Source organism: Mycobacterium marinum (assembly GCF_003391395.1).
In the GTDB taxonomy this organism is placed as follows: domain Bacteria; phylum Actinomycetota; class Actinomycetes; order Mycobacteriales; family Mycobacteriaceae; genus Mycobacterium; species Mycobacterium marinum.
This window is the reverse complement of record NZ_CP024190.1, coordinates 4,828,612-4,851,485: the sequence shown is the minus strand read 5'-3', so window position 1 is coordinate 4,851,485 and position 22,874 is coordinate 4,828,612. Positions and strand designations below refer to the sequence as shown.

The 22,874-nt window shown below is 60.2% G+C and carries 12 protein-coding genes and 6 rRNA genes; 11 read left to right on the top strand and 7 right to left on the bottom strand.

Annotated features, from left to right (window positions below; genetic code table 11):
- Nucleotides 1-9: 9 nt before the first annotated feature.
- Complete coding sequence (locus CCUG20998_RS20245; protein ID WP_036456210.1) at nt 10-603, bottom strand: cob(I)yrinic acid a,c-diamide adenosyltransferase; 594 nt, start codon at nt 601-603, stop codon at nt 10-12.
- Between the two features lie 70 nt (nt 604-673).
- Here CCUG20998_RS20245 and murA point away from each other — a divergent pair, with 70 nt between their 5' ends.
- The 4 genes from murA to rrf (CCUG20998_RS20225) all read left to right on the top strand — a co-directional run bounded on the left by murA (nt 674) and on the right by rrf (CCUG20998_RS20225) (nt 7,333).
- On the top strand, nt 674-1,927 hold the full coding sequence (gene murA / locus CCUG20998_RS20240) for a UDP-N-acetylglucosamine 1-carboxyvinyltransferase (protein WP_012395668.1): 1,254 nt from the start codon (nt 674-676) through the stop codon (nt 1,925-1,927).
- Between the two features lie 290 nt (nt 1,928-2,217).
- Nucleotides 2,218-3,748: ribosomal RNA gene (locus tag CCUG20998_RS20235) — 16S ribosomal RNA — on the top strand.
- Nucleotides 3,749-4,023: 275 nt separating this feature from the next.
- Nucleotides 4,024-7,128: ribosomal RNA gene (locus CCUG20998_RS20230) — 23S ribosomal RNA — on the top strand.
- 91 nt (nt 7,129-7,219) lie between these two features.
- Nucleotides 7,220-7,333 (top strand): 5S ribosomal RNA (rrf, locus tag CCUG20998_RS20225).
- A 42-nt stretch (nt 7,334-7,375) separates the two neighbouring features.
- Here rrf (CCUG20998_RS20225) and CCUG20998_RS20220 read toward each other — a convergent pair.
- Nucleotides 7,376-7,894 (bottom strand): methylated-DNA--[protein]-cysteine S-methyltransferase, encoded by a 519-nt coding sequence (locus CCUG20998_RS20220; RefSeq protein ID WP_020730048.1) that lies wholly within the window; start codon nt 7,892-7,894, stop codon nt 7,376-7,378.
- Nucleotides 7,895-8,380: 486 nt separating this feature from the next.
- Here CCUG20998_RS20220 and CCUG20998_RS20215 point away from each other — a divergent pair.
- The 3 genes from CCUG20998_RS20215 (at nt 8,381) to rrf (CCUG20998_RS20205) (ending at nt 13,496) form a co-directional block, all read left to right on the top strand.
- A 16S ribosomal RNA gene (locus CCUG20998_RS20215) occupies nt 8,381-9,911 on the top strand.
- Between the two features lie 275 nt (nt 9,912-10,186).
- Nucleotides 10,187-13,291, top strand: a 23S ribosomal RNA gene (locus CCUG20998_RS20210).
- Between the two features lie 91 nt (nt 13,292-13,382).
- Nucleotides 13,383-13,496 (top strand): 5S ribosomal RNA (gene rrf / locus CCUG20998_RS20205).
- The 16S, 23S and 5S rRNA genes sit together here, the layout of an rRNA operon.
- 42 nt (nt 13,497-13,538) lie before the next feature.
- On the opposite strand, the gene CCUG20998_RS20200 is transcribed toward rrf (CCUG20998_RS20205), so the two are convergent.
- From CCUG20998_RS20200 to CCUG20998_RS20185, 4 genes are all read right to left on the bottom strand, one after another.
- Nucleotides 13,539-14,057 (bottom strand): methylated-DNA--[protein]-cysteine S-methyltransferase, encoded by a 519-nt coding sequence (locus CCUG20998_RS20200; protein ID WP_020730048.1) that lies wholly within the window; start codon nt 14,055-14,057, stop codon nt 13,539-13,541.
- A complete protein-coding gene (locus CCUG20998_RS20195) occupies nt 14,054-15,541 on the bottom strand; it encodes a DNA-3-methyladenine glycosylase 2 family protein (RefSeq protein ID WP_050674600.1) in 1,488 nt (495 codons plus the stop codon). The genes CCUG20998_RS20200 and CCUG20998_RS20195 overlap by 4 nt, the downstream gene beginning before the upstream one ends.
- 82 nt (nt 15,542-15,623) lie before the next feature.
- Nucleotides 15,624-17,243: an adenylate/guanylate cyclase domain-containing protein gene (locus tag CCUG20998_RS20190; RefSeq protein ID WP_038580358.1), complete on the bottom strand. Its 1,620-nt coding sequence runs from the start codon at nt 17,241-17,243 to the stop codon at nt 15,624-15,626.
- Nucleotides 17,244-17,374: 131 nt separating this feature from the next.
- Nucleotides 17,375-19,015 carry an adenylate/guanylate cyclase domain-containing protein gene (locus CCUG20998_RS20185; RefSeq protein ID WP_020730049.1) on the bottom strand — a complete coding sequence of 547 codons (1,641 nt, stop codon included), beginning with the start codon at nt 19,013-19,015 and terminating at the stop codon, nt 17,375-17,377.
- A gap of 45 nt (nt 19,016-19,060) precedes the next feature.
- On the opposite strand from CCUG20998_RS20185, the gene nucS reads away from it, so the two are divergent.
- Both nucS and CCUG20998_RS20175 read left to right on the top strand, forming a co-directional pair.
- A complete protein-coding gene (gene nucS / locus CCUG20998_RS20180) occupies nt 19,061-19,732 on the top strand; it encodes an endonuclease NucS (RefSeq protein WP_012395662.1) in 672 nt (223 codons plus the stop codon).
- A gap of 22 nt (nt 19,733-19,754) precedes the next feature.
- Nucleotides 19,755-20,048 carry a hypothetical protein gene (locus tag CCUG20998_RS20175; protein ID WP_081651060.1) on the top strand — a complete coding sequence of 98 codons (294 nt, stop codon included), beginning with the start codon at nt 19,755-19,757 and terminating at the stop codon, nt 20,046-20,048.
- On the opposite strand, the gene mce is transcribed toward CCUG20998_RS20175, so the two are convergent.
- Nucleotides 20,045-20,512, bottom strand: a complete 468-nt coding sequence (mce, locus tag CCUG20998_RS20170; RefSeq protein WP_020730050.1) for a methylmalonyl-CoA epimerase — start codon at nt 20,510-20,512, stop codon at nt 20,045-20,047. The genes CCUG20998_RS20175 and mce overlap by 4 nt on opposite strands.
- An 82-nt stretch (nt 20,513-20,594) precedes the next feature.
- Here mce and CCUG20998_RS20165 point away from each other — a divergent pair, with 82 nt between their 5' ends.
- Entirely contained in the window at nt 20,595-21,776 is a 1,182-nt protein-coding gene (locus CCUG20998_RS20165; protein ID WP_020730051.1) for an acetyl-CoA C-acetyltransferase, read from the top strand.
- A gap of 176 nt (nt 21,777-21,952) precedes the next feature.
- Nucleotides 21,953-22,867 (top strand): tetratricopeptide repeat protein, encoded by a 915-nt coding sequence (locus CCUG20998_RS20160; protein WP_036456211.1) that lies wholly within the window; start codon nt 21,953-21,955, stop codon nt 22,865-22,867.
- Nucleotides 22,868-22,874 lie beyond the last annotated feature (7 nt).

Here is a 22,874-nt window from a genome sequence, read left to right as displayed (position 1 = left end):
GCTTCTGATCTATCCGGCGCCGGGCCTGTTGCCGCCCGGTCGCCACAGCACGTCGCCGTCCGGGTTGGCGGCTCGCGCCAGAATAAACAGTAGATCCGAGAGCCGGTTCAGATATTTCGCGGGCAGCGCACTGACGCCTTCGGGGTCCGCTTCGACAGCGGCCCAGGCTGACCTCTCGGCCCGCCGTGCGACTGTCCGGGCGACGTGCAGCAGTGCGGACAAAGGCGAACCACCCGGCAGCACAAAGGAATTCAAGGCGGGCAGGGTCTCGTTATATTTGTCACACCAGCCCTCGAGCCGTTGGATGTAGGCCTCGGTGATGCGCAGCGCAGCGTGCTCTGGCTGGTCTTGGGAGCGTTTCAGCGGTGTCGATAGGTCCGCGCCGGCGTCGAACAAGTCGTTTTGGAGCTGCCGCAACACGTCGGCGAGTTGTGGATCGGGGCTGCCCATCGCGACTGCAACGCCGATCGCGGAGTTGGCTTCGTCACAGTCTGCGTAGGCCACCAGGCGCGGATCGTTCTTGGAAACCCTGGAGAAGTCACTCAATCCTGTAGTTCCGTCGTCGCCGGTCCGGGTGTAGATACGGGTCAGATGGATCGCCATGATCAAACGGTACCCGGATGACTTACCTGGTTGACTGACAAGCTGATAGCGCTTCACTAGACTGACGCGGGTGGCGGAGCGATTCGTGGTCACCGGTGGGAACCGGTTGTCAGGCGAAGTCGCTGTTGGGGGCGCTAAAAACAGTGTGCTCAAGCTCATGGCGGCGACGCTGCTGGCCGAGGGAACCAGCACAATCACCAACTGCCCCGACATCCTCGATGTGCCGCTGATGGCAGAGGTGTTGCGCGGGCTCGGCGCCACCGTCGAACTCGACGGAGATGTGGCCCGCATTACCTCGCCCGACGAGCCGAAATACGACGCAGACTTCGCCGCAGTGCGGCAGTTTCGGGCTTCCGTATGTGTGCTCGGCCCCCTGGTCGGACGATGTAAACGGGCCAAGGTTGCGCTGCCGGGCGGAGATGCGATCGGGTCCCGGCCGTTGGACATGCACCAGGCTGGCCTGCGTCAACTGGGCGCGCAGTGCAATATCGAGCATGGGTGTGTGGTGGCCCAGGCAGACACCCTGCGCGGCGCGGAGATTCAGCTGGAATTCCCCTCGGTCGGGGCTACCGAGAACATCTTGATGGCCGCGGTGGTCGCCGAGGGCGTGACGACCATCCACAATGCGGCGCGCGAGCCCGATGTGGTTGACCTGTGCACGATGCTCAATCAGATGGGGGCGCAGATCGAGGGTGCCGGCTCGCCGACGATGACGATTACCGGCGTTCCCCGATTGCACCCGACCGAGCACCGTGTGATTGGCGACCGCATCGTCGCCGCTACCTGGGGTATCGCTGCGGCGATGACCCGTGGCGACATCACCGTGACGGGTATTGATCCATCGCATCTGCAGCTGGTTTTGCACAAGTTGTACGACGCCGGTGCCACCGTTACGCAGACCGACGACAGTTTTCGCATCGTGCAGTACGAGCGGCCCAAGGCTGTCAATGTCGCGACCTTGCCGTTTCCGGGGTTTCCGACCGATCTGCAGCCAATGGCGATCGCGCTGGCGTCGATCGCCGACGGCACGTCGATGATCACCGAGAACGTGTTCGAGGCCAGGTTCCGATTCGTTGAAGAGATGATCAGGCTGGGAGCGGACGCCCGCACCGACGGACACCATGCCGTGGTGCGTGGTCTGCCTCAGTTGTCGAGCGCTCCAGTCTGGTGTTCCGACATCCGCGCCGGCGCCGGTTTGGTGTTGGCGGGCTTGGTCGCTGACGGAGATACCGAGGTTCACGACGTGTTCCACATCGACCGTGGCTACCCACTTTTCGTCGAGTACCTGGGGATTTTGGGAGCGGAGATTGAGCGGGTACAGTAGCCAAGGCCAAGCTCGAAGGCGCGGACTTCACTGAGAAGATCGAAAATCCGGGTTTGACTTTCCTGCCGGATCTGTATTAAGCTGGCAGGGTTGCCCCGAAGAGGGGCGAGTGCAAGTAAGAAATGTTGTTTGAGAACTCAATAGTGTGTTTGGTGTTATGTTTTGTTGTTGTTTTTTGACTACACCTTATCACCCCCGTGTGAGGGAGTAGTCGTTTTTTTAGATGCCAGTTGATTGGCGTCTTGTCAGGTATCTCTGATTGTGAATTCACCTCGTTATCGAGGGGTTTTTGTTTGGAGAGTTTGATCCTGGCTCAGGACGAACGCTGGCGGCGTGCTTAACACATGCAAGTCGAACGGAAAGGTCTCTTCGGAGATACTCGAGTGGCGAACGGGTGAGTAACACGTGGGCGATCTGCCCTGCACTTCGGGATAAGCCTGGGAAACTGGGTCTAATACCGGATAGGACCACGGGATTCATGTCCTGTGGTGGAAAGCTTTTGCGGTGTGGGATGGGCCCGCGGCCTATCAGCTTGTTGGTGGGGTAACGGCCTACCAAGGCGACGACGGGTAGCCGGCCTGAGAGGGTGTCCGGCCACACTGGGACTGAGATACGGCCCAGACTCCTACGGGAGGCAGCAGTGGGGAATATTGCACAATGGGCGCAAGCCTGATGCAGCGACGCCGCGTGGGGGATGACGGCCTTCGGGTTGTAAACCTCTTTCACCATCGACGAAGGTTCGGGTTTTCTCGGATTGACGGTAGGTGGAGAAGAAGCACCGGCCAACTACGTGCCAGCAGCCGCGGTAATACGTAGGGTGCGAGCGTTGTCCGGAATTACTGGGCGTAAAGAGCTCGTAGGTGGTTTGTCGCGTTGTTCGTGAAATCTCACGGCTTAACTGTGAGCGTGCGGGCGATACGGGCAGACTAGAGTACTGCAGGGGAGACTGGAATTCCTGGTGTAGCGGTGGAATGCGCAGATATCAGGAGGAACACCGGTGGCGAAGGCGGGTCTCTGGGCAGTAACTGACGCTGAGGAGCGAAAGCGTGGGGAGCGAACAGGATTAGATACCCTGGTAGTCCACGCCGTAAACGGTGGGTACTAGGTGTGGGTTTCCTTCCTTGGGATCCGTGCCGTAGCTAACGCATTAAGTACCCCGCCTGGGGAGTACGGCCGCAAGGCTAAAACTCAAAGGAATTGACGGGGGCCCGCACAAGCGGCGGAGCATGTGGATTAATTCGATGCAACGCGAAGAACCTTACCTGGGTTTGACATGCACAGGACGCGTCTAGAGATAGGCGTTCCCTTGTGGCCTGTGTGCAGGTGGTGCATGGCTGTCGTCAGCTCGTGTCGTGAGATGTTGGGTTAAGTCCCGCAACGAGCGCAACCCTTGTCTCATGTTGCCAGCACGTAATGGTGGGGACTCGTGAGAGACTGCCGGGGTCAACTCGGAGGAAGGTGGGGATGACGTCAAGTCATCATGCCCCTTATGTCCAGGGCTTCACACATGCTACAATGGCCGGTACAAAGGGCTGCGATGCCGCGAGGTTAAGCGAATCCTTTAAAGCCGGTCTCAGTTCGGATCGGGGTCTGCAACTCGACCCCGTGAAGTCGGAGTCGCTAGTAATCGCAGATCAGCAACGCTGCGGTGAATACGTTCCCGGGCCTTGTACACACCGCCCGTCACGTCATGAAAGTCGGTAACACCCGAAGCCAGTGGCCTAACCCTTTGGGAGGGAGCTGTCGAAGGTGGGATCGGCGATTGGGACGAAGTCGTAACAAGGTAGCCGTACCGGAAGGTGCGGCTGGATCACCTCCTTTCTAAGGAGCACCACGAGAAACACTCCAATTGGTGGGGTGTAAGCCGTGAGGGGTTCTCGTCTGTAGTGGACGGAAGCCGGGTGCACAACAACAAGCAAGCCAGACACACTATTGGGTCCTGAGGCAACATCTCTGTTGGTTTCGGGATGTTGTCCCACCATCTTGGTGGTGGGGTGTGGTGTTTGAGAATTGGATAGTGGTTGCGAGCATCAATTGGATGCGCTGCCTTTTGGTGGCGTGTTCTGTTGTGCAATTTTATTCTTTGGTTTTTGTGTTTATAAGTGTCTAAGGGCGCATGGTGGATGCCTTGGCATCGAGAGCCGATGAAGGACGTGGGAGGCTGCGATATGCCTCGGGGAGCTGTCAACCTAGCGTGGATCCGAGGATTTCCGAATGGGGAAACCCAGCACGAGTGATGTCGTGTTACCCGCACCTGAATATATAGGGTGCGGGGGGGAACGCGGGGAAGTGAAACATCTCAGTACCCGTAGGAAAAGAAAACAATTGTGATTCCGTAAGTAGTGGCGAGCGAACGCGGAAAATGGCTAAACCGCACGCATGTTTAACCGGGTAGGGGTTGTGTGTGCGGGGTTGTGGGAATGATATGTCTCAGCTCTACCTGGCTGAGAGGCAGTCAGAAAGTGTCGCAGTTAACGGAAATGGCCTGGGATGGTCTGCCGTAGACGGTGAGAGCCCGGTACGTGAAAACCCGGCACCTGCCTAGTATCAACTCCCGAGTAGCAGCGGGCCCGTGGAATCTGCTGTGAATCTGCCGGGACCACCCGGTAAGCCTAAATACTACTCGATGACCGATAGCGGATTAGTACCGTGAGGGAATGGTGAAAAGTACCCCGGGAGGGGAGTGAAAGAGTACCTGAAACCGTGCGCCTACAATCCGTCAGAGCCTCCTCGTGGGGTGATGGCGTGCCTTTTGAAGAATGAGCCTGCGAGTCAGGGACATGTCGCGAGGTTAACCCGAGTGGGGTAGCCGCAGCGAAAGCGAGTCTGAATAGGGCGTATCCCCGTAAGGGGTGTAGTGGCATGTTCTGGACCCGAAGCGGAGTGATCTACCCATGGCCAGGGTGAAGCGCGGGTAAGACCGCGTGGAGGCCCGAACCCACTTAGGTTGAAGACTGAGGGGATGAGCTGTGGGTAGGGGTGAAAGGCCAATCAAACTCCGTGATAGCTGGTTCTCCCCGAAATGCATTTAGGTGCAGCGTTGCGTGTTTCACCACGGAGGTAGAGCTACTGGATGGCCGATGGGCCCTACTAGGTTACTGACGTCAGCCAAACTCCGAATGCCGTGGTGTGAAGCGTGGCAGTGAGACGGCGGGGGATAAGCTCCGTACGTCGAGAGGGAAACAGCCCAGATCGCCGGCTAAGGCCCCAAAGCGTGTGCTAAGTGGAAAAGGATGTGCAGTCGCAGAGACAACCAGGAGGTTGGCTTAGAAGCAGCCACCCTTGAAAGAGTGCGTAATAGCTCACTGGTCAAGTGATTGTGCGCCGATAATGTAGCGGGGCTCAAGCACACCGCCGAAGCCGCGACAACCGCAAGGTTGGGTAGGGGAGCGTCCCTCATTCAGCGAAGCTGCCGGGTAACCGGTGGTGGAGGATGGGGGAGTGAGAATGCAGGCATGAGTAGCGATAAGGCAAGTGAGAACCTTGCCCGCCGAAAGACCAAGGGTTCCTGGGCCAGGCCAGTCCGCCCAGGGTGAGTCGGGACCTAAGGCGAGGCCGACAGGCGTAGTCGATGGACAACGGGTTGATATTCCCGTACCCGTGTGTGCGCGCCCGTGATGAATCAGCGGTACTAACCACCCAAAACCGGATCGATCATTCCCCTTCGGGGGCGTGGAGTTCCGGGGCTGCGTGGAACCTTCGTTGGTAGTAGTCAAGCGACGGGGTGACGCAGGAAGGCAGCCGTACCAGTCAGTGGTAATACTGGGGCAAGCCCGTAGGGAGAGCGATAGGCAAATCCGTCGCTCATTAATCCTGAGAGGTGATGCATAGCCGATTGAGGCGAATTCGGTCATCCTCTGCTGCCAAGAAAAGCCTCTAGCGAGCACACACACGGCCCGTACCCCAAACCAACACAGGTGGTCAGGTAGAGAATACCAAGGCGTACGAGATAACTATGGTTAAGGAACTCGGCAAAATGCCCCCGTAACTTCGGGAGAAGGGGGACCGGAATACCGTGAACACCCTTGCGGTGGGAGCGGGATTCGGTCGCAGAAACCAGTGGGGAGCGACTGTTTACTAAAAACACAGGTCCGTGCGAAGTCGCAAGACGATGTATACGGACTGACGCCTGCCCGGTGCTGGAAGGTTAAGAGGACCCGTTAACTCGTAAGGGTGAAGCGGAGAATTTAAGCCCCAGTAAACGGCGGTGGTAACTATAACCATCCTAAGGTAGCGAAATTCCTTGTCGGGTAAGTTCCGACCTGCACGAATGGCGTAACGACTTCCCAACTGTCTCAACCATAGACTCGGCGAAATTGCACTACGAGTAAAGATGCTCGTTACGCGCGGCAGGACGAAAAGACCCCGGGACCTTCACTACAACTTGGTATTGGTGTTCGGTTCGGTTTGTGTAGGATAGGTGGGAGACTGTGAAACTCCAACGCCAGTTGGGGCGGAGTCATTGTTGAAATACCACTCTGATCGTATTGGACACCTAACGTCGAACCCTGAATCGGGTTCACGGACAGTGCCTGGCGGGTAGTTTAACTGGGGCGGTTGCCTCCTAAAATGTAACGGAGGCGCCCAAAGGTTCCCTCAACCTGGACGGCAATCAGGTGACGAGTGTAAGTGCACAAGGGAGCTTGACTGCGAGACCTACAAGTCAAGCAGGGACGAAAGTCGGGACTAGTGATCCGGCACCTCTGAGTGGAAGGGGTGTCGCTCAACGGATAAAAGGTACCCCGGGGATAACAGGCTGATCTTCCCCAAGAGTCCATATCGACGGGATGGTTTGGCACCTCGATGTCGGCTCGTCGCATCCTGGGGCTGGAGCAGGTCCCAAGGGTTGGGCTGTTCGCCCATTAAAGCGGCACGCGAGCTGGGTTTAGAACGTCGTGAGACAGTTCGGTCTCTATCCGCCGCGCGCGTCAGAAACTTGAGGAAACCTGTCCCTAGTACGAGAGGACCGGGACGGACGAACCTCTGGTACACCAGTTGTCCCACCAGGGGCACCGCTGGATAGCCACGTTCGGAAAGGATAACCGCTGAAAGCATCTAAGCGGGAAACCTTCTCCAAGATCAGGTTTCTCACCCACTTGGTGGGATAAGGCCCCCCGCAGACCACGGGTTCGATAGGTCAGACCTGGAAGCACAGTAATGTGTGAAGGGAACTGGCACTAACCGGCCGAAAACTTACCAACACAAAAACGCCTCGCAACCACATATCCATGTTCTTAGACAATTACTGTCGAAGAACACCACACCCCCCATCAGCACAAATTTAAATAGAGTTACGGCGGCCACAGCGACAGGGAAACGCCCGGTCCCATTCCGAACCCGGAAGCTAAGCCTGTCAGCGCCGATGATACTGCCCAGCTCGGGTGGAAAAGTAGGACACCGCCGAACATACACAAAAACACCCCCATACTCTGGGGGTGTTTTTGCATGTCAACAATCGAATAACGTCAGATCCGCCCGCACAGTCAGATCCGCCGGCACACACGCCCTCTCCAACTCCAACAACGCCTGCTTCCGATCAAGGCCACCCCCATAGCCAGTAAGCCCCCCACTGGCACCAATCACACGATGACACGGAACAATCACCGCTACCGGATTACGGCCATTGGCCAGCCCAACCGCACGAGCCGCACCCCGCGCACCAATCCGCTCCGCAATTTCGCCATAGGAACGGGTTTCGCCGTAGGGAATCGTCAGCAGTGCCCGCCAGACACGTCGCTGGAACTCGGTCCCACGCAGGTCTAACGCCAGATCGAAGTCGAAACGCTCACCAGCGAAATAGGCGTCGAGTTGGCTCACCGCATCGGCGAACGCCTCATCATCAACTTCCCAGCCGACGCGGCTGGGTTCGTAGGTCTGGTCGACCATCCGCAGATTGGTCAACACGCCGTCATACCCGGCCAGGGTCAGCGGCCCTATTGGGCTATCAATGATGCGGTAGTGAGTCATGCAACCTCCCGTGGTGGCCAATCGTTCCAACCGCACAAGCCGCACCCCGCGCAACCAATAGCGGTGAGGTGCGAGCGGGGAGGCCTACGGGCCATGGTGGGGGCCTTACCAGTCCCCTCCGGAATTCGACCGTGGCTACCCACTTTTCGTCGAGTACCTGGGGATTTTGGGAGCGGAGATTGAGCGGGTACAGTAGCCAAGGCCAAGCTCGAAGGCGCGGACTTCACTGAGAAGATCGAAAATCCGGGTTTGACTTTCCTGCCGGATCTGTATTAAGCTGGCAGGGTTGCCCCGAAGAGGGGCGAGTGCAAGTAAGAAATGTTGTTTGAGAACTCAATAGTGTGTTTGGTGTTATGTTTTGTTGTTGTTTTTTGACTACACCTTATCACCCCCGTGTGAGGGAGTAGTCGTTTTTTTAGATGCCAGTTGATTGGCGTCTTGTCAGGTATCTCTGATTGTGAATTCACCTCGTTATCGAGGGGTTTTTGTTTGGAGAGTTTGATCCTGGCTCAGGACGAACGCTGGCGGCGTGCTTAACACATGCAAGTCGAACGGAAAGGTCTCTTCGGAGATACTCGAGTGGCGAACGGGTGAGTAACACGTGGGCGATCTGCCCTGCACTTCGGGATAAGCCTGGGAAACTGGGTCTAATACCGGATAGGACCACGGGATTCATGTCCTGTGGTGGAAAGCTTTTGCGGTGTGGGATGGGCCCGCGGCCTATCAGCTTGTTGGTGGGGTAACGGCCTACCAAGGCGACGACGGGTAGCCGGCCTGAGAGGGTGTCCGGCCACACTGGGACTGAGATACGGCCCAGACTCCTACGGGAGGCAGCAGTGGGGAATATTGCACAATGGGCGCAAGCCTGATGCAGCGACGCCGCGTGGGGGATGACGGCCTTCGGGTTGTAAACCTCTTTCACCATCGACGAAGGTTCGGGTTTTCTCGGATTGACGGTAGGTGGAGAAGAAGCACCGGCCAACTACGTGCCAGCAGCCGCGGTAATACGTAGGGTGCGAGCGTTGTCCGGAATTACTGGGCGTAAAGAGCTCGTAGGTGGTTTGTCGCGTTGTTCGTGAAATCTCACGGCTTAACTGTGAGCGTGCGGGCGATACGGGCAGACTAGAGTACTGCAGGGGAGACTGGAATTCCTGGTGTAGCGGTGGAATGCGCAGATATCAGGAGGAACACCGGTGGCGAAGGCGGGTCTCTGGGCAGTAACTGACGCTGAGGAGCGAAAGCGTGGGGAGCGAACAGGATTAGATACCCTGGTAGTCCACGCCGTAAACGGTGGGTACTAGGTGTGGGTTTCCTTCCTTGGGATCCGTGCCGTAGCTAACGCATTAAGTACCCCGCCTGGGGAGTACGGCCGCAAGGCTAAAACTCAAAGGAATTGACGGGGGCCCGCACAAGCGGCGGAGCATGTGGATTAATTCGATGCAACGCGAAGAACCTTACCTGGGTTTGACATGCACAGGACGCGTCTAGAGATAGGCGTTCCCTTGTGGCCTGTGTGCAGGTGGTGCATGGCTGTCGTCAGCTCGTGTCGTGAGATGTTGGGTTAAGTCCCGCAACGAGCGCAACCCTTGTCTCATGTTGCCAGCACGTAATGGTGGGGACTCGTGAGAGACTGCCGGGGTCAACTCGGAGGAAGGTGGGGATGACGTCAAGTCATCATGCCCCTTATGTCCAGGGCTTCACACATGCTACAATGGCCGGTACAAAGGGCTGCGATGCCGCGAGGTTAAGCGAATCCTTTAAAGCCGGTCTCAGTTCGGATCGGGGTCTGCAACTCGACCCCGTGAAGTCGGAGTCGCTAGTAATCGCAGATCAGCAACGCTGCGGTGAATACGTTCCCGGGCCTTGTACACACCGCCCGTCACGTCATGAAAGTCGGTAACACCCGAAGCCAGTGGCCTAACCCTTTGGGAGGGAGCTGTCGAAGGTGGGATCGGCGATTGGGACGAAGTCGTAACAAGGTAGCCGTACCGGAAGGTGCGGCTGGATCACCTCCTTTCTAAGGAGCACCACGAGAAACACTCCAATTGGTGGGGTGTAAGCCGTGAGGGGTTCTCGTCTGTAGTGGACGGAAGCCGGGTGCACAACAACAAGCAAGCCAGACACACTATTGGGTCCTGAGGCAACATCTCTGTTGGTTTCGGGATGTTGTCCCACCATCTTGGTGGTGGGGTGTGGTGTTTGAGAATTGGATAGTGGTTGCGAGCATCAATTGGATGCGCTGCCTTTTGGTGGCGTGTTCTGTTGTGCAATTTTATTCTTTGGTTTTTGTGTTTATAAGTGTCTAAGGGCGCATGGTGGATGCCTTGGCATCGAGAGCCGATGAAGGACGTGGGAGGCTGCGATATGCCTCGGGGAGCTGTCAACCTAGCGTGGATCCGAGGATTTCCGAATGGGGAAACCCAGCACGAGTGATGTCGTGTTACCCGCACCTGAATATATAGGGTGCGGGGGGGAACGCGGGGAAGTGAAACATCTCAGTACCCGTAGGAAAAGAAAACAATTGTGATTCCGTAAGTAGTGGCGAGCGAACGCGGAAAATGGCTAAACCGCACGCATGTTTAACCGGGTAGGGGTTGTGTGTGCGGGGTTGTGGGAATGATATGTCTCAGCTCTACCTGGCTGAGAGGCAGTCAGAAAGTGTCGCAGTTAACGGAAATGGCCTGGGATGGTCTGCCGTAGACGGTGAGAGCCCGGTACGTGAAAACCCGGCACCTGCCTAGTATCAACTCCCGAGTAGCAGCGGGCCCGTGGAATCTGCTGTGAATCTGCCGGGACCACCCGGTAAGCCTAAATACTACTCGATGACCGATAGCGGATTAGTACCGTGAGGGAATGGTGAAAAGTACCCCGGGAGGGGAGTGAAAGAGTACCTGAAACCGTGCGCCTACAATCCGTCAGAGCCTCCTCGTGGGGTGATGGCGTGCCTTTTGAAGAATGAGCCTGCGAGTCAGGGACATGTCGCGAGGTTAACCCGAGTGGGGTAGCCGCAGCGAAAGCGAGTCTGAATAGGGCGTATCCCCGTAAGGGGTGTAGTGGCATGTTCTGGACCCGAAGCGGAGTGATCTACCCATGGCCAGGGTGAAGCGCGGGTAAGACCGCGTGGAGGCCCGAACCCACTTAGGTTGAAGACTGAGGGGATGAGCTGTGGGTAGGGGTGAAAGGCCAATCAAACTCCGTGATAGCTGGTTCTCCCCGAAATGCATTTAGGTGCAGCGTTGCGTGTTTCACCACGGAGGTAGAGCTACTGGATGGCCGATGGGCCCTACTAGGTTACTGACGTCAGCCAAACTCCGAATGCCGTGGTGTGAAGCGTGGCAGTGAGACGGCGGGGGATAAGCTCCGTACGTCGAGAGGGAAACAGCCCAGATCGCCGGCTAAGGCCCCAAAGCGTGTGCTAAGTGGAAAAGGATGTGCAGTCGCAGAGACAACCAGGAGGTTGGCTTAGAAGCAGCCACCCTTGAAAGAGTGCGTAATAGCTCACTGGTCAAGTGATTGTGCGCCGATAATGTAGCGGGGCTCAAGCACACCGCCGAAGCCGCGACAACCGCAAGGTTGGGTAGGGGAGCGTCCCTCATTCAGCGAAGCTGCCGGGTAACCGGTGGTGGAGGATGGGGGAGTGAGAATGCAGGCATGAGTAGCGATAAGGCAAGTGAGAACCTTGCCCGCCGAAAGACCAAGGGTTCCTGGGCCAGGCCAGTCCGCCCAGGGTGAGTCGGGACCTAAGGCGAGGCCGACAGGCGTAGTCGATGGACAACGGGTTGATATTCCCGTACCCGTGTGTGCGCGCCCGTGATGAATCAGCGGTACTAACCACCCAAAACCGGATCGATCATTCCCCTTCGGGGGCGTGGAGTTCCGGGGCTGCGTGGAACCTTCGTTGGTAGTAGTCAAGCGACGGGGTGACGCAGGAAGGCAGCCGTACCAGTCAGTGGTAATACTGGGGCAAGCCCGTAGGGAGAGCGATAGGCAAATCCGTCGCTCATTAATCCTGAGAGGTGATGCATAGCCGATTGAGGCGAATTCGGTCATCCTCTGCTGCCAAGAAAAGCCTCTAGCGAGCACACACACGGCCCGTACCCCAAACCAACACAGGTGGTCAGGTAGAGAATACCAAGGCGTACGAGATAACTATGGTTAAGGAACTCGGCAAAATGCCCCCGTAACTTCGGGAGAAGGGGGACCGGAATACCGTGAACACCCTTGCGGTGGGAGCGGGATTCGGTCGCAGAAACCAGTGGGGAGCGACTGTTTACTAAAAACACAGGTCCGTGCGAAGTCGCAAGACGATGTATACGGACTGACGCCTGCCCGGTGCTGGAAGGTTAAGAGGACCCGTTAACTCGTAAGGGTGAAGCGGAGAATTTAAGCCCCAGTAAACGGCGGTGGTAACTATAACCATCCTAAGGTAGCGAAATTCCTTGTCGGGTAAGTTCCGACCTGCACGAATGGCGTAACGACTTCCCAACTGTCTCAACCATAGACTCGGCGAAATTGCACTACGAGTAAAGATGCTCGTTACGCGCGGCAGGACGAAAAGACCCCGGGACCTTCACTACAACTTGGTATTGGTGTTCGGTTCGGTTTGTGTAGGATAGGTGGGAGACTGTGAAACTCCAACGCCAGTTGGGGCGGAGTCATTGTTGAAATACCACTCTGATCGTATTGGACACCTAACGTCGAACCCTGAATCGGGTTCACGGACAGTGCCTGGCGGGTAGTTTAACTGGGGCGGTTGCCTCCTAAAATGTAACGGAGGCGCCCAAAGGTTCCCTCAACCTGGACGGCAATCAGGTGACGAGTGTAAGTGCACAAGGGAGCTTGACTGCGAGACCTACAAGTCAAGCAGGGACGAAAGTCGGGACTAGTGATCCGGCACCTCTGAGTGGAAGGGGTGTCGCTCAACGGATAAAAGGTACCCCGGGGATAACAGGCTGATCTTCCCCAAGAGTCCATATCGACGGGATGGTTTGGCACCTCGATGTCGGCTCGTCGCATCCTGGGGCTGGAGCAGGTCCCAAGGGTTGGGCTGTTCGCCCATTAAAGCGGCACGCGAGCTGGGTTTAGAACGTCGTGAGACAGTTCGGTCTCTATCCGCCGCGCGCGTCAGAAACTTGAGGAAACCTGTCCCTAGTACGAGAGGACCGGGACGGACGAACCTCTGGTACACCAGTTGTCCCACCAGGGGCACCGCTGGATAGCCACGTTCGGAAAGGATAACCGCTGAAAGCATCTAAGCGGGAAACCTTCTCCAAGATCAGGTTTCTCACCCACTTGGTGGGATAAGGCCCCCCGCAGACCACGGGTTCGATAGGTCAGACCTGGAAGCACAGTAATGTGTGAAGGGAACTGGCACTAACCGGCCGAAAACTTACCAACACAAAAACGCCTCGCAACCACATATCCATGTTCTTAGACAATTACTGTCGAAGAACACCACACCCCCCATCAGCACAAATTTAAATAGAGTTACGGCGGCCACAGCGACAGGGAAACGCCCGGTCCCATTCCGAACCCGGAAGCTAAGCCTGTCAGCGCCGATGATACTGCCCAGCTCGGGTGGAAAAGTAGGACACCGCCGAACATACACAAAAACACCCCCATACTCTGGGGGTGTTTTTGCATGTCAACAATCGAATAACGTCAGATCCGCCCGCACAGTCAGATCCGCCGGCACACACGCCCTCTCCAACTCCAACAACGCCTGCTTCCGATCAAGGCCACCCCCATAGCCAGTAAGCCCCCCACTGGCACCAATCACACGATGACACGGAACAATCACCGCTACCGGATTACGGCCATTGGCCAGCCCAACCGCACGAGCCGCACCCCGCGCACCAATCCGCTCCGCAATTTCGCCATAGGAACGGGTTTCGCCGTAGGGAATCGTCAGCAGTGCCCGCCAGACACGTCGCTGGAACTCGGTCCCACGCAGGTCTAACGCCAGATCGAAGTCGAAACGCTCACCAGCGAAATAGGCGTCGAGTTGGCTCACCGCATCGGCGAACGCCTCATCATCAACTTCCCAGCCGACGCGGCTGGGTTCGTAGGTCTGGTCGACCATCCGCAGATTGGTCAACACGCCGTCATACCCGGCCAGGGTCAGCGGCCCTATTGGGCTATCAATGATGCGGTAGTGAGTCATGCAACCTCCCGTGGTGGCCAATCGTTTACCGAATGCTCGAGTGTGGTCCAAAGGTGTTGGGTTGCATACGAACGCCAGGGACGCCAGCGCGCACTGCGCTCCAGTAGACCCGGTTGACGCTGGGGCAGGCCCAACTGTTTCGCGGCGAGCCGGACGCCAAGGTCTGCGACCGGAAACGCGTCCGGGTCGCCCAGCCCGCGCATGGCAATGACTTCCGCGGTCCACGGGCCGACTCCGGGGATATCGAGCAGCTGCTCTCGCGCCCGAGTCCAGTCGCATCCGGCGTCCAGGTTCACCCTTCGGTCGGCGATGGCGTCGACCATCATGCTCAAGGTGCGCTGTCGGGTCTTGGGGACGGCCAGATGGATCGGGTCGATTTCGGCCAGGTCCTGCACCGACGGGAAGGTATGAGTCAAGGTTCCGCCTTGATCGTGGATCGGTCGGCCGTAGGCGGTGACCAGGCGGGCCGCGTGGGTACGCGCAGCCTTGGTCGACACCTGTTGTGCGAGCACGGCGCGCACGGCGAGTTCTGCCTCGTCCACGGTGCGGGGTATGCGCTGCCCAGGTGCCGTGGCTACTACCGGGCCCAGAGCGGGGTCGCCACTGAGGGCCTCCACAACAGCCTCCGGGTCGGCATCAAGATCGAGCAGGCGCCGGCATCTGGCCGTGGCGGCCGCGAGGTCGCGGAAATCGTCGAGCACCAGTAGACACCGGACGTGGTCGGGCGCGGGTGTCAGCGTGACGATGCCATTGCCGGACGACAGTCGCAGCGTGCGTCGATAGGCACCATCACGGACCTCCTCACAACCCGGCACGGCGCCGGCGGCGAGGTGGCCGAAGACACCCTGGTAGGCAAAGGGGGTTCGCACCGGCAGGCGCAGGGATACCGTTCCCGGCGAGGCGGCGGGTGCGCCGAACCGCGCGGCAGCGTGTCGACGCAACGCCGTTGGTGTGCTGTCGCAAACCAGGCGGATGGTGTCATTGAACTGCCGGATACTGGAGAACCCGGCCGCAAACGCCACGTCGCCGAAGGGCAGATCGGTGGTCTCGATCAGCACCCGTGCGGTCTGCATCCGTTGGGCGCGGGCCAGCGCGAGGGGACCGGCGCCGACCTCAGCCTGCAGCAGGCGTTCCAGCTGGCGTGTGGTGTAGCCCAGACGCGCGGCAAGCCCGGTGACACCTTCGCGGTCCACGGTGCCGTCGGCAACCAACCGCATCGCCCTCGCGACGATGTCGCCGCGCACGTTCCATTCCGGCGAACCCGGTGACGCGTCAGGGCAGCAACGTTTGCAGGCCCGGAAGCCCTCACGTTGAGCTGCCGCAGCTGTTGGAAGAAACCGCACGTTGCGGGCGAACGGTGGGCGAACGGGGCAACTCGGCCGGCAGTAGATCCGGGTGGTCAGCACCGCGGTCACGAACCAGCCGTCAAACCGAGCGTCCTTGGATTGGACCGCCCGATAGCAGCGTTCGAAGTCTTCGTGCACCCTTAGAGGATTACACCTGCGCAGCGTCATGACTGGCGGAAAAACGACATCAAAGTGAGCTGACAGCGGTCTCCGGCGACGGCTACGGGCGTGGGCTGCTGGCGGGGATGGCCAGGCGGGTCGGCCGGTCGCGGCCGCGAAGTGTCACCGTCTCCGCCAAATTCCAATGGGCACGTTCGGTTTCGGTTGCGCCGGCTACCGTTTCCGAGGATGCCACTAGGCGGGCGGAATACGATTTGGCCAGTTCACACAGCCGGGCCGCCTCGTTCACCGGTCCACCGATCACGGTGTATTCGAACCTCTCATTGGCGCCGACATTGCCGGCGACCACTTGTCCTGCGGCCACGCCGATGCCCGCCCGGCACTCCGGCACCTCGGTGCAGAGTCGCCCGGCGATGGCCCGTGCGGCGCTCAATGCCGCGACTTCGGGGCACTCGAGTGGATTTGGCGCACCGAAGATGGCCAGGGAGGCGTCACCTTCGAATTTGTTGACCAGGCCGCGGTGACGCTCCACCTCATCGACGATCACCGCGAAAAATCGGTTGAGCAACTGCACCACGTCTGTGGCCGGCCGGTTGCTCACCAGTTGTGTCGAGCCGATGATATCGACGAAAACAACCGCGACATAACGCTCTTCGCCGCCCAGCTGCGGCGGCTTTCGTTCCGCGGCCGCGGCAACTTCGCGTCCGACGTGGCGGCCGAAAAGGTCGCGGACGCGTTCGCGCTCACGCAGCCCCTCGACCATGGAGTTGAAGCCGCTCTGCAGCTCGCCGAGTTCGCTGCCGTCGAAGACCACAACATCTCCCCGTAGGTCCCCTCGTTCGACGCGCTTGAGTGCGGCCCGCACGACCCGTACCGGGGTAGCCGTCAGCCACGCCGAGATAGCGATCAGCAACAACCCGAAGACCAGGGTTGCACTGGACGCAATCAATACGCCCACGGCGAATTCCACCTCGGTGAGGTGCAACAGCGCTATTTCGAAGACCGCCAGTAAAGCGATGCCCACGACCGGCACGCCCGAACCGAGCAGCCAGATCAGGATGGTTCGCCCCATGATGCCCGAGACGATCCGTCGGGGTGGGGGGCCTGTTTCAAGAGCTTGAGCGGTCAGCGGCCGCAAGGCGAACTCGGTGAGTAGGTAGCTGCCGGTGGCCACCAAGATTCCGCAAAAGCTGACCGAGAAGAGATATTTCGGGATAAAGCGGATGTCGATCAGGCCGTAGAGGGTGGTGAACAACAACGTCCCCAGTCCCCACAAGAACAGGTGGACAGCCGCGATTCGGGACGGAACCAGGAAGGTTTCACGACTCTCGGCGCGGTTGGGCGGGCGGCCCTCGATATACCAACGCAGGGCCCGAACGGTGTTGGAGGTAATCCAGAAGCTTCCGACCACAAATGCCGTCACGTCATATCCGGCTCCGACGCCGAAGGTGAGCCATCTCGGCGCCTCGGTAATGACGTTGGGCTCCGGGATGGCCACGAACACCAGCAGCAACGCGACACCTATCGCGACCAGGTTCGCGGCCATGATGGATGAGGTCAGCATGAGCTGGATGCGGACTCGCCGGCGTTGTGGAGTCTCCGTCAACTGTCCGAGCAGCCGGGAGCCGTACGCATAGTTTTCTGTTAGCTGGTCGCTCTGCTGGGTAATCTTCTCCAACGCTCGACGCAAGCGCTGGACTACCGTGTTTGTGGCGACCATGGTGGCGCAAGCCTAGTTCCTTGACGGCTGTTTGAGGCCGGAATTTATTCGCCACATCGCCGGGTCCGTCTCGGTGTGGACAGGTGAGTTGGGGTGGCCGTATGGAACTGGACTCCCAGCGCGGCCAGGTTTCAGATGGGTGCGGCCAGGCGGGTGGGTTGGTCGTGGCCGCGTAGTGTCACGGTCTTGCCGACAGACCAGCGCGCACGTTCGTCGTGGCTGGCGCCGTCGAGTGCGGCCCCTGACGCCAGCAACCGGCCCGGGTGGTCTTTGGCGAGTTCACACAGGCGGGCGGCCTCGTTGACGGGTTCGCCGATCACCGTGTACTCGAAGCGCTCCTTGGAACCGACGTTGCCGGCCACCACCTGTCCTGCCGCCACGCCGATGCCCGCCTGGCATTCGGGTACTTCGCTGGCCAGCCGTGCGGCGATGGTTCGCGCCGCGGCCAGGGCCTGATCCTCGGGTCGCTCGAGGTGGTTGGGTGCTCCGAAGATCGCCAGCGATGCGTCGCCCTCAAATTTGTTGACCAGCCCGCGATGGCGATCCACCTCGTCGACGACCACCGCGAAAAACCGGTTGAGCAGCGCGACGACATCGGCCGGCGGCTGGCTGGTGACCAATTTGGTGGAGCCGACGATGTCGATAAAAACCACGGCGACGTGGCGTTCTTCGCCGCCGAGTTTGGGCCGTTCCCGTTCGGCCGCGATCGCCACCTCGCGCCCGACGTGGCGGCCAAACAGGTCGCGCACTCGTTCACGCTCGCGCAGTCCGTCGACCATCGTGTTGAAACCGCGTTGTAGCTCGCCGAGCTCTGTCCCGTCGAAGACCACCAGGTCTCCCCGCAGGTCGCCGTTGGCCACCCGATGCAGGGCCGCGCGGACCACGCGCACCGGTGTCGCGGTCAGCCACGACATGATCCACATCAGGATGAAACCGAAGATCAGCGTTGCCATCGACACGATGAGTACCCCGACCGCGAACTGGGTCTCCGACAGGTTGCGCAACGCAATCTGGAAGACGGCGACCAGGGCGATGCCGACCACCGGAACTCCCGAACCAAGCAGCCACACCATCATGGTTCGGCCCATGATGCCCGAGGACAATCGCCGTGGCGGCGGTCCCGCCGCCAACGCCTGAGCCGCGACCGGACGCAAGGCAAACTCGGTGAGCAGATAGCTGCCGGTGGCGACCAGCACCCCGCAGAATGTCACGGCGAACAGAAACCGTGGGATGAACATGGTGTTGGCCATGCCATACAGAGTCGTCAGCAGGACCGCTCCGGATCCCCACAGAATCAGGTCGACGACGGCCACTCGCCACGCGGCCAGGAATGTGTTGCGCTCGTCCTCCGGCGTCGGCTGGCGTTCCTCGATCGCCCATCGCAGGGCAAGCACCGTCCGTCGGGTGATCCAATACGTTCCCAGCGCCAGCGCAACCACGATGTAGGACGGCACCACCACGAACGTGATCCACCACGGTGCTTCGGTGAAAACGCTCGGTGATGGGATTGCGACGGTCACCAGCAGGATGGACACCGCGATCCCGAGCAGATTCGCGACCACGACCATGACCGTCAGGATCGTTTGGATGCGTATCCGTCGGCGTTGTTGGCTTTCCGAGACCCGACCGAGCAGCCATGAGCCGTACGCCGGTGTCTCCGGCAGCCGCCCGCTTTGACGGGTCACCCTTTCGAGCACCCGCCCCAGGCGCTGCGCAACGCCCTTCTTGGCGCCTTTCTTGCTGCCCGTCTCGGCGGCCTTCGTCGACGGCATGGTGGCGTCAGCCTAATTTGTCGGGCACGCTCTAAGGTGATTCGGGTGCGTCTAGTCATTGCTCAATGCACCGTCGACTACGTTGGCCGCCTCACCGCACATCTGCCGTCCGCGCGCAGGTTGCTGTTGTTCAAGGCCGATGGTTCGGTCAGCGTGCATGCCGACGACCGTGCCTATAAGCCGTTGAACTGGATGAGTCCGCCCTGCTGGTTGACCGAAGAGCCCGGCGGCGACTCACCGGTGTGGGTGGTGACCAACAAGGGTGGCGAACAGCTGCGCATCTCCGTCGAAGAAATCGAGCACGACTCCAGCCACGAGCTGGGGGTCGATCCCGGATTGGTGAAGGACGGTGTGGAGGCCCACCTGCAGGTGCTGCTCGCCGAGCATGTTCAGCTGCTGGGGGAGGGGTACACGCTGGTCCGGCGGGAGTACATGACCGCGATCGGGCCGGTGGACCTGTTGTGCCGCGATGAAAGCGGAGGAGCGGTTGCGGTGGAGATCAAGCGCCGCGGTGAAATCGACGGTGTGGAGCAGCTCACCCGCTATCTCGAGTTGCTCAACCGTGACAGCGTGCTGGCACCGGTGAAAGGTGTGTTCGCGGCTCAACAGATCAAGCCGCAGGCCCGCACTCTGGCCACCGACCGGGGTATCCGTTGTGTGACATTGGATTACGACAAGATGCGTGGGATGGACAGTGACGAGTACCGGCTGTTCTGAGCGCCGCGATTAGACTGGCCGGATGGCTCGGCGCCGCGGATCCCCACGCCGGCAGCGGCCGATGTCCTTCGCACCGATGTTGCGCAGGGTGGAGGCAGGGTCGGACGGCTACGACTACGAAGTGCGCCCAATTGCGGCGGCCCGCGCCGTCAAGACCTATCGGTGTCCGGGGTGCGACCACGAAATCCGTTCGGGCACTGCACATGTGGTGGTATGGCCGATTGAGCTACCGGGAGCGGCGGACGACCGGCGGCACTGGCACACGTCGTGCTGGGCAAGCCGCGCAACTCGCAGTCCGACGCGTAAGTGGTCTTAGACCCTGCGGGCCGGCTCCACCAATTCGATGAGGACGCCACCAGCGTCCTTCGGGTGGATGAAGTTGATCCGCGAATCCGCGGTGCCCCGTCGAGGGGTTTCGTAGACCAAACGGATGCCCTGAGCCCGCAGCTGCTCGCTCAGTTTCTCGAGATTGCGTACCCGGCAGGCGAACTGCTGGATGCCCGGACCCCGCTTCTGCAGGAACTTCGCGATCACTGACGACTCGTCGATCGGCGCCATCAACTGGATTTGGGCCGTCTCGGGGGCGCTGGGCACCGCCAGCATCGCCTCACGGATTCCCTGGTCGTCGTTGACTTCCTCGTGGACTAGAATCAGCCCCAAGTGGTCGTGGTACCACTCGATGGCCGCATCTAGATCGGCGACGGCGATGCCGACGTGATCGAGCCCGGTCACCAGTGAGGTTTCCAGAATCTGACGGGCGTCAACTTGATCGGTCGTCATAACACAACGGTAACCTCATAGCGGAGAATCTGCTTCTTCGGGTTGGCCGGATCGGCCGTTCCGTTGCGTTTAGGAGGTAGTCATGACGACGTCGGTGATCGTTGCTGGAGCCCGGACACCGATCGGTCGGTTGATGGGTTCGCTGAAGGATTTCAGCGCGAGCGACCTGGGCGCGATCGCCATCAAGGCAGCCTTGGAGAAGGGGAATGTGCCGGCCTCACTGGTCGAGTACGTGATCATGGGCCAGGTGCTCACGGCGGGCGCGGGACAGATGCCCGCGCGGCAGGCCGCGGTCGCGGCGGGCATCGGCTGGGACGTACCCGCGCTGACGATCAACAAGATGTGTCTGTCCGGCATCGACGCCGTCGCGCTGGCTGACCAGCTCATTCGGGCCGGGGAGTTCGAAGTGGTGGTCGCCGGTGGTCAGGAATCCATGACCAAGGCGCCTCATCTGCTGATGGATAGCAGGTCCGGCTACAAATACGGCGATGTCACCGTGCTGGACCACATGGCCTACGACGGACTGCACGACGCCTTCACCGATCAGCCCATGGGCGCTCTCACCGAGCAACGCAACGACGTGGACGGTTTCACCCGGCGCCAGCAAGACGAATACTCGGCCGCGTCGCATCAAAAAGCGGCCGCTGCCTGGAAAGATGGCGTCTTCGCCGATGAAGTGGTGCCGGTGAGTGTGCCTCAGCGCAAGGGCGATCCGCTGCAGTTCAGCGAAGACGAAGGAATCCGGGCCAACACCACCGCCGATTCCTTGGCAGGCCTCAAGCCGGCGTTTCGCAAGGACGGCACCGTCACCGCAGGCTCATCGTCGCAGATTTCCGACGGTGCGGCCGCGGTCGTGGTGATGAGCAAGGAAAAGGCTCAGGAACTGGGGCTGACTTGGCTGGTCGAGATCGGTGCGCACGGTGTGGCGGCGGGCCCGGACTCGACGCTGCAGTCGCAGCCGGCCAACGCGATCAAGAAGGCCCTGGACAAAGAGGGCATCACGGCCGACCGGCTCGATGTGGTGGAGATCAACGAGGCATTCGCCGCCGTTGCCTTGGCCTCGACCAAGGAACTTGGACTCGATCCGGAGATCGTCAACGTCAACGGTGGTGCGATCGCCTTCGGGCACCCGATCGGTATGTCGGGAGCCCGCATCACGCTGCACGTTGCGCTGGAGCTGGCGCGGCGCGGTTCGGGCTACGGGGTTGCCGCGCTGTGTGGCGGCGGAGGGCAGGGCGACGCCCTGATTCTGCGCGCCGGATAGGCCCTCCCGAGGGCTCGCCGAGGTTGCTGGATGCGAGCCGGCAAGGGGTGGTGTGAGATTGGTCATAATTCCGTGACCCAGGCGTCGTGGGCGTATTCAGGGCACTCAATTGGCCAGTCGTGAGACCGCCGCGACCGGGTGGATCGGTGCCGACGCGGCGTGACAGACTTGATCACGTGACGCGTCCCCGACCTCCGATCGGGCCGGCCTTGGCAGGTGCGGTCGATCTTTCCGGTCTCAAGCAACGAGCCCAACAAGACACCGCGGCAGGCGGCGCTTCCGGCAAGGCGCCCGAGGCTCAGCCGGGTGTGGTTGAGGTCACCGAGGCCAACTTCGAAGACGAGGTGATTGGCCGGTCCGACGAAGTGCCCGTTGTGGTGGTGCTGTGGTCGCCGCGCAGCGATGTGTGCGTCGAACTGGTCGACACGCTGTCCGGCCTTGCCGCCGCCGATATGGGCAAGTGGCGGCTTGCCACGGTCAACGTCGACGTGGTGCCCCGAGTCGCTCAGATATTCGGTGTGCAAGCGGTGCCAACGGTGGTGGCTTTGGCTGCGGCGCAGCCGATTTCGAGCTTTCAGGGGCCCCAGCCTGCCGAGCAACTGCGCCTCTGGGTGGATTCTCTCCTGTCGGCGACCGACGGAAAGCTAAGCGGTGTAGTCGGTTCGGAGGATGCAGAGGAAGTCGATCCAACTGTGGCCCAGGCCCGCGCGGAACTCGAGGAAGGCGACTTCGACGCCGCAAGGGGGTCGTATCAGGCGGTGCTGGACGCCAATCCAAACAGCGTCGAAGCGAAGGCGGCCATTCGTCAGATCGACTTCCTTTCGCGGGCAACCGCCCAGCGGCCCGATGCCGTCCTTGTTGCCGACGCCGCTCCGGATGATGTCGATGCGGCGTTTGCGGCCGCCGACGTGCAAGTCCTCAGTCAGGACGTCACCGGGGCATTCGAACGTCTGGTTGCGTTGGTACGACGCACCTCCGGTGACGAACGCACCAGGGTGCGCACTCGGCTGATCGAGCTGTTCGAGCTCTTTGACCCTGCCGACCCCGAGGTGATCGCGGGCCGGCGCAGCCTGGCCAGCGCGCTCTACTGACGGCCAG

Coding starts and splice junctions, on each gene's coding strand:
- CCUG20998_RS20245 (WP_036456210.1), bottom strand. CDS start 603: ATGGCGATCCATCTGACCCGTATCTACACCCGGACCGGCGACGACGGA.
- CCUG20998_RS20220 (WP_020730048.1), bottom strand. CDS start 7,894: ATGACTCACTACCGCATCATTGATAGCCCAATAGGGCCGCTGACCCTG.
- CCUG20998_RS20200 (WP_020730048.1), bottom strand. CDS start 14,057: ATGACTCACTACCGCATCATTGATAGCCCAATAGGGCCGCTGACCCTG.
- CCUG20998_RS20190 (WP_038580358.1), bottom strand. CDS start 17,243: ATGGTCGCCACAAACACGGTAGTCCAGCGCTTGCGTCGAGCGTTGGAG.
- CCUG20998_RS20185 (WP_020730049.1), bottom strand. CDS start 19,015: ATGCCGTCGACGAAGGCCGCCGAGACGGGCAGCAAGAAAGGCGCCAAG.
- CCUG20998_RS20175 (WP_081651060.1), top strand. CDS start 19,755: ATGGCTCGGCGCCGCGGATCCCCACGCCGGCAGCGGCCGATGTCCTTC.
- mce (WP_020730050.1), bottom strand. CDS start 20,512: ATGACGACCGATCAAGTTGACGCCCGTCAGATTCTGGAAACCTCACTG.
- CCUG20998_RS20165 (WP_020730051.1), top strand. CDS start 20,595: ATGACGACGTCGGTGATCGTTGCTGGAGCCCGGACACCGATCGGTCGG.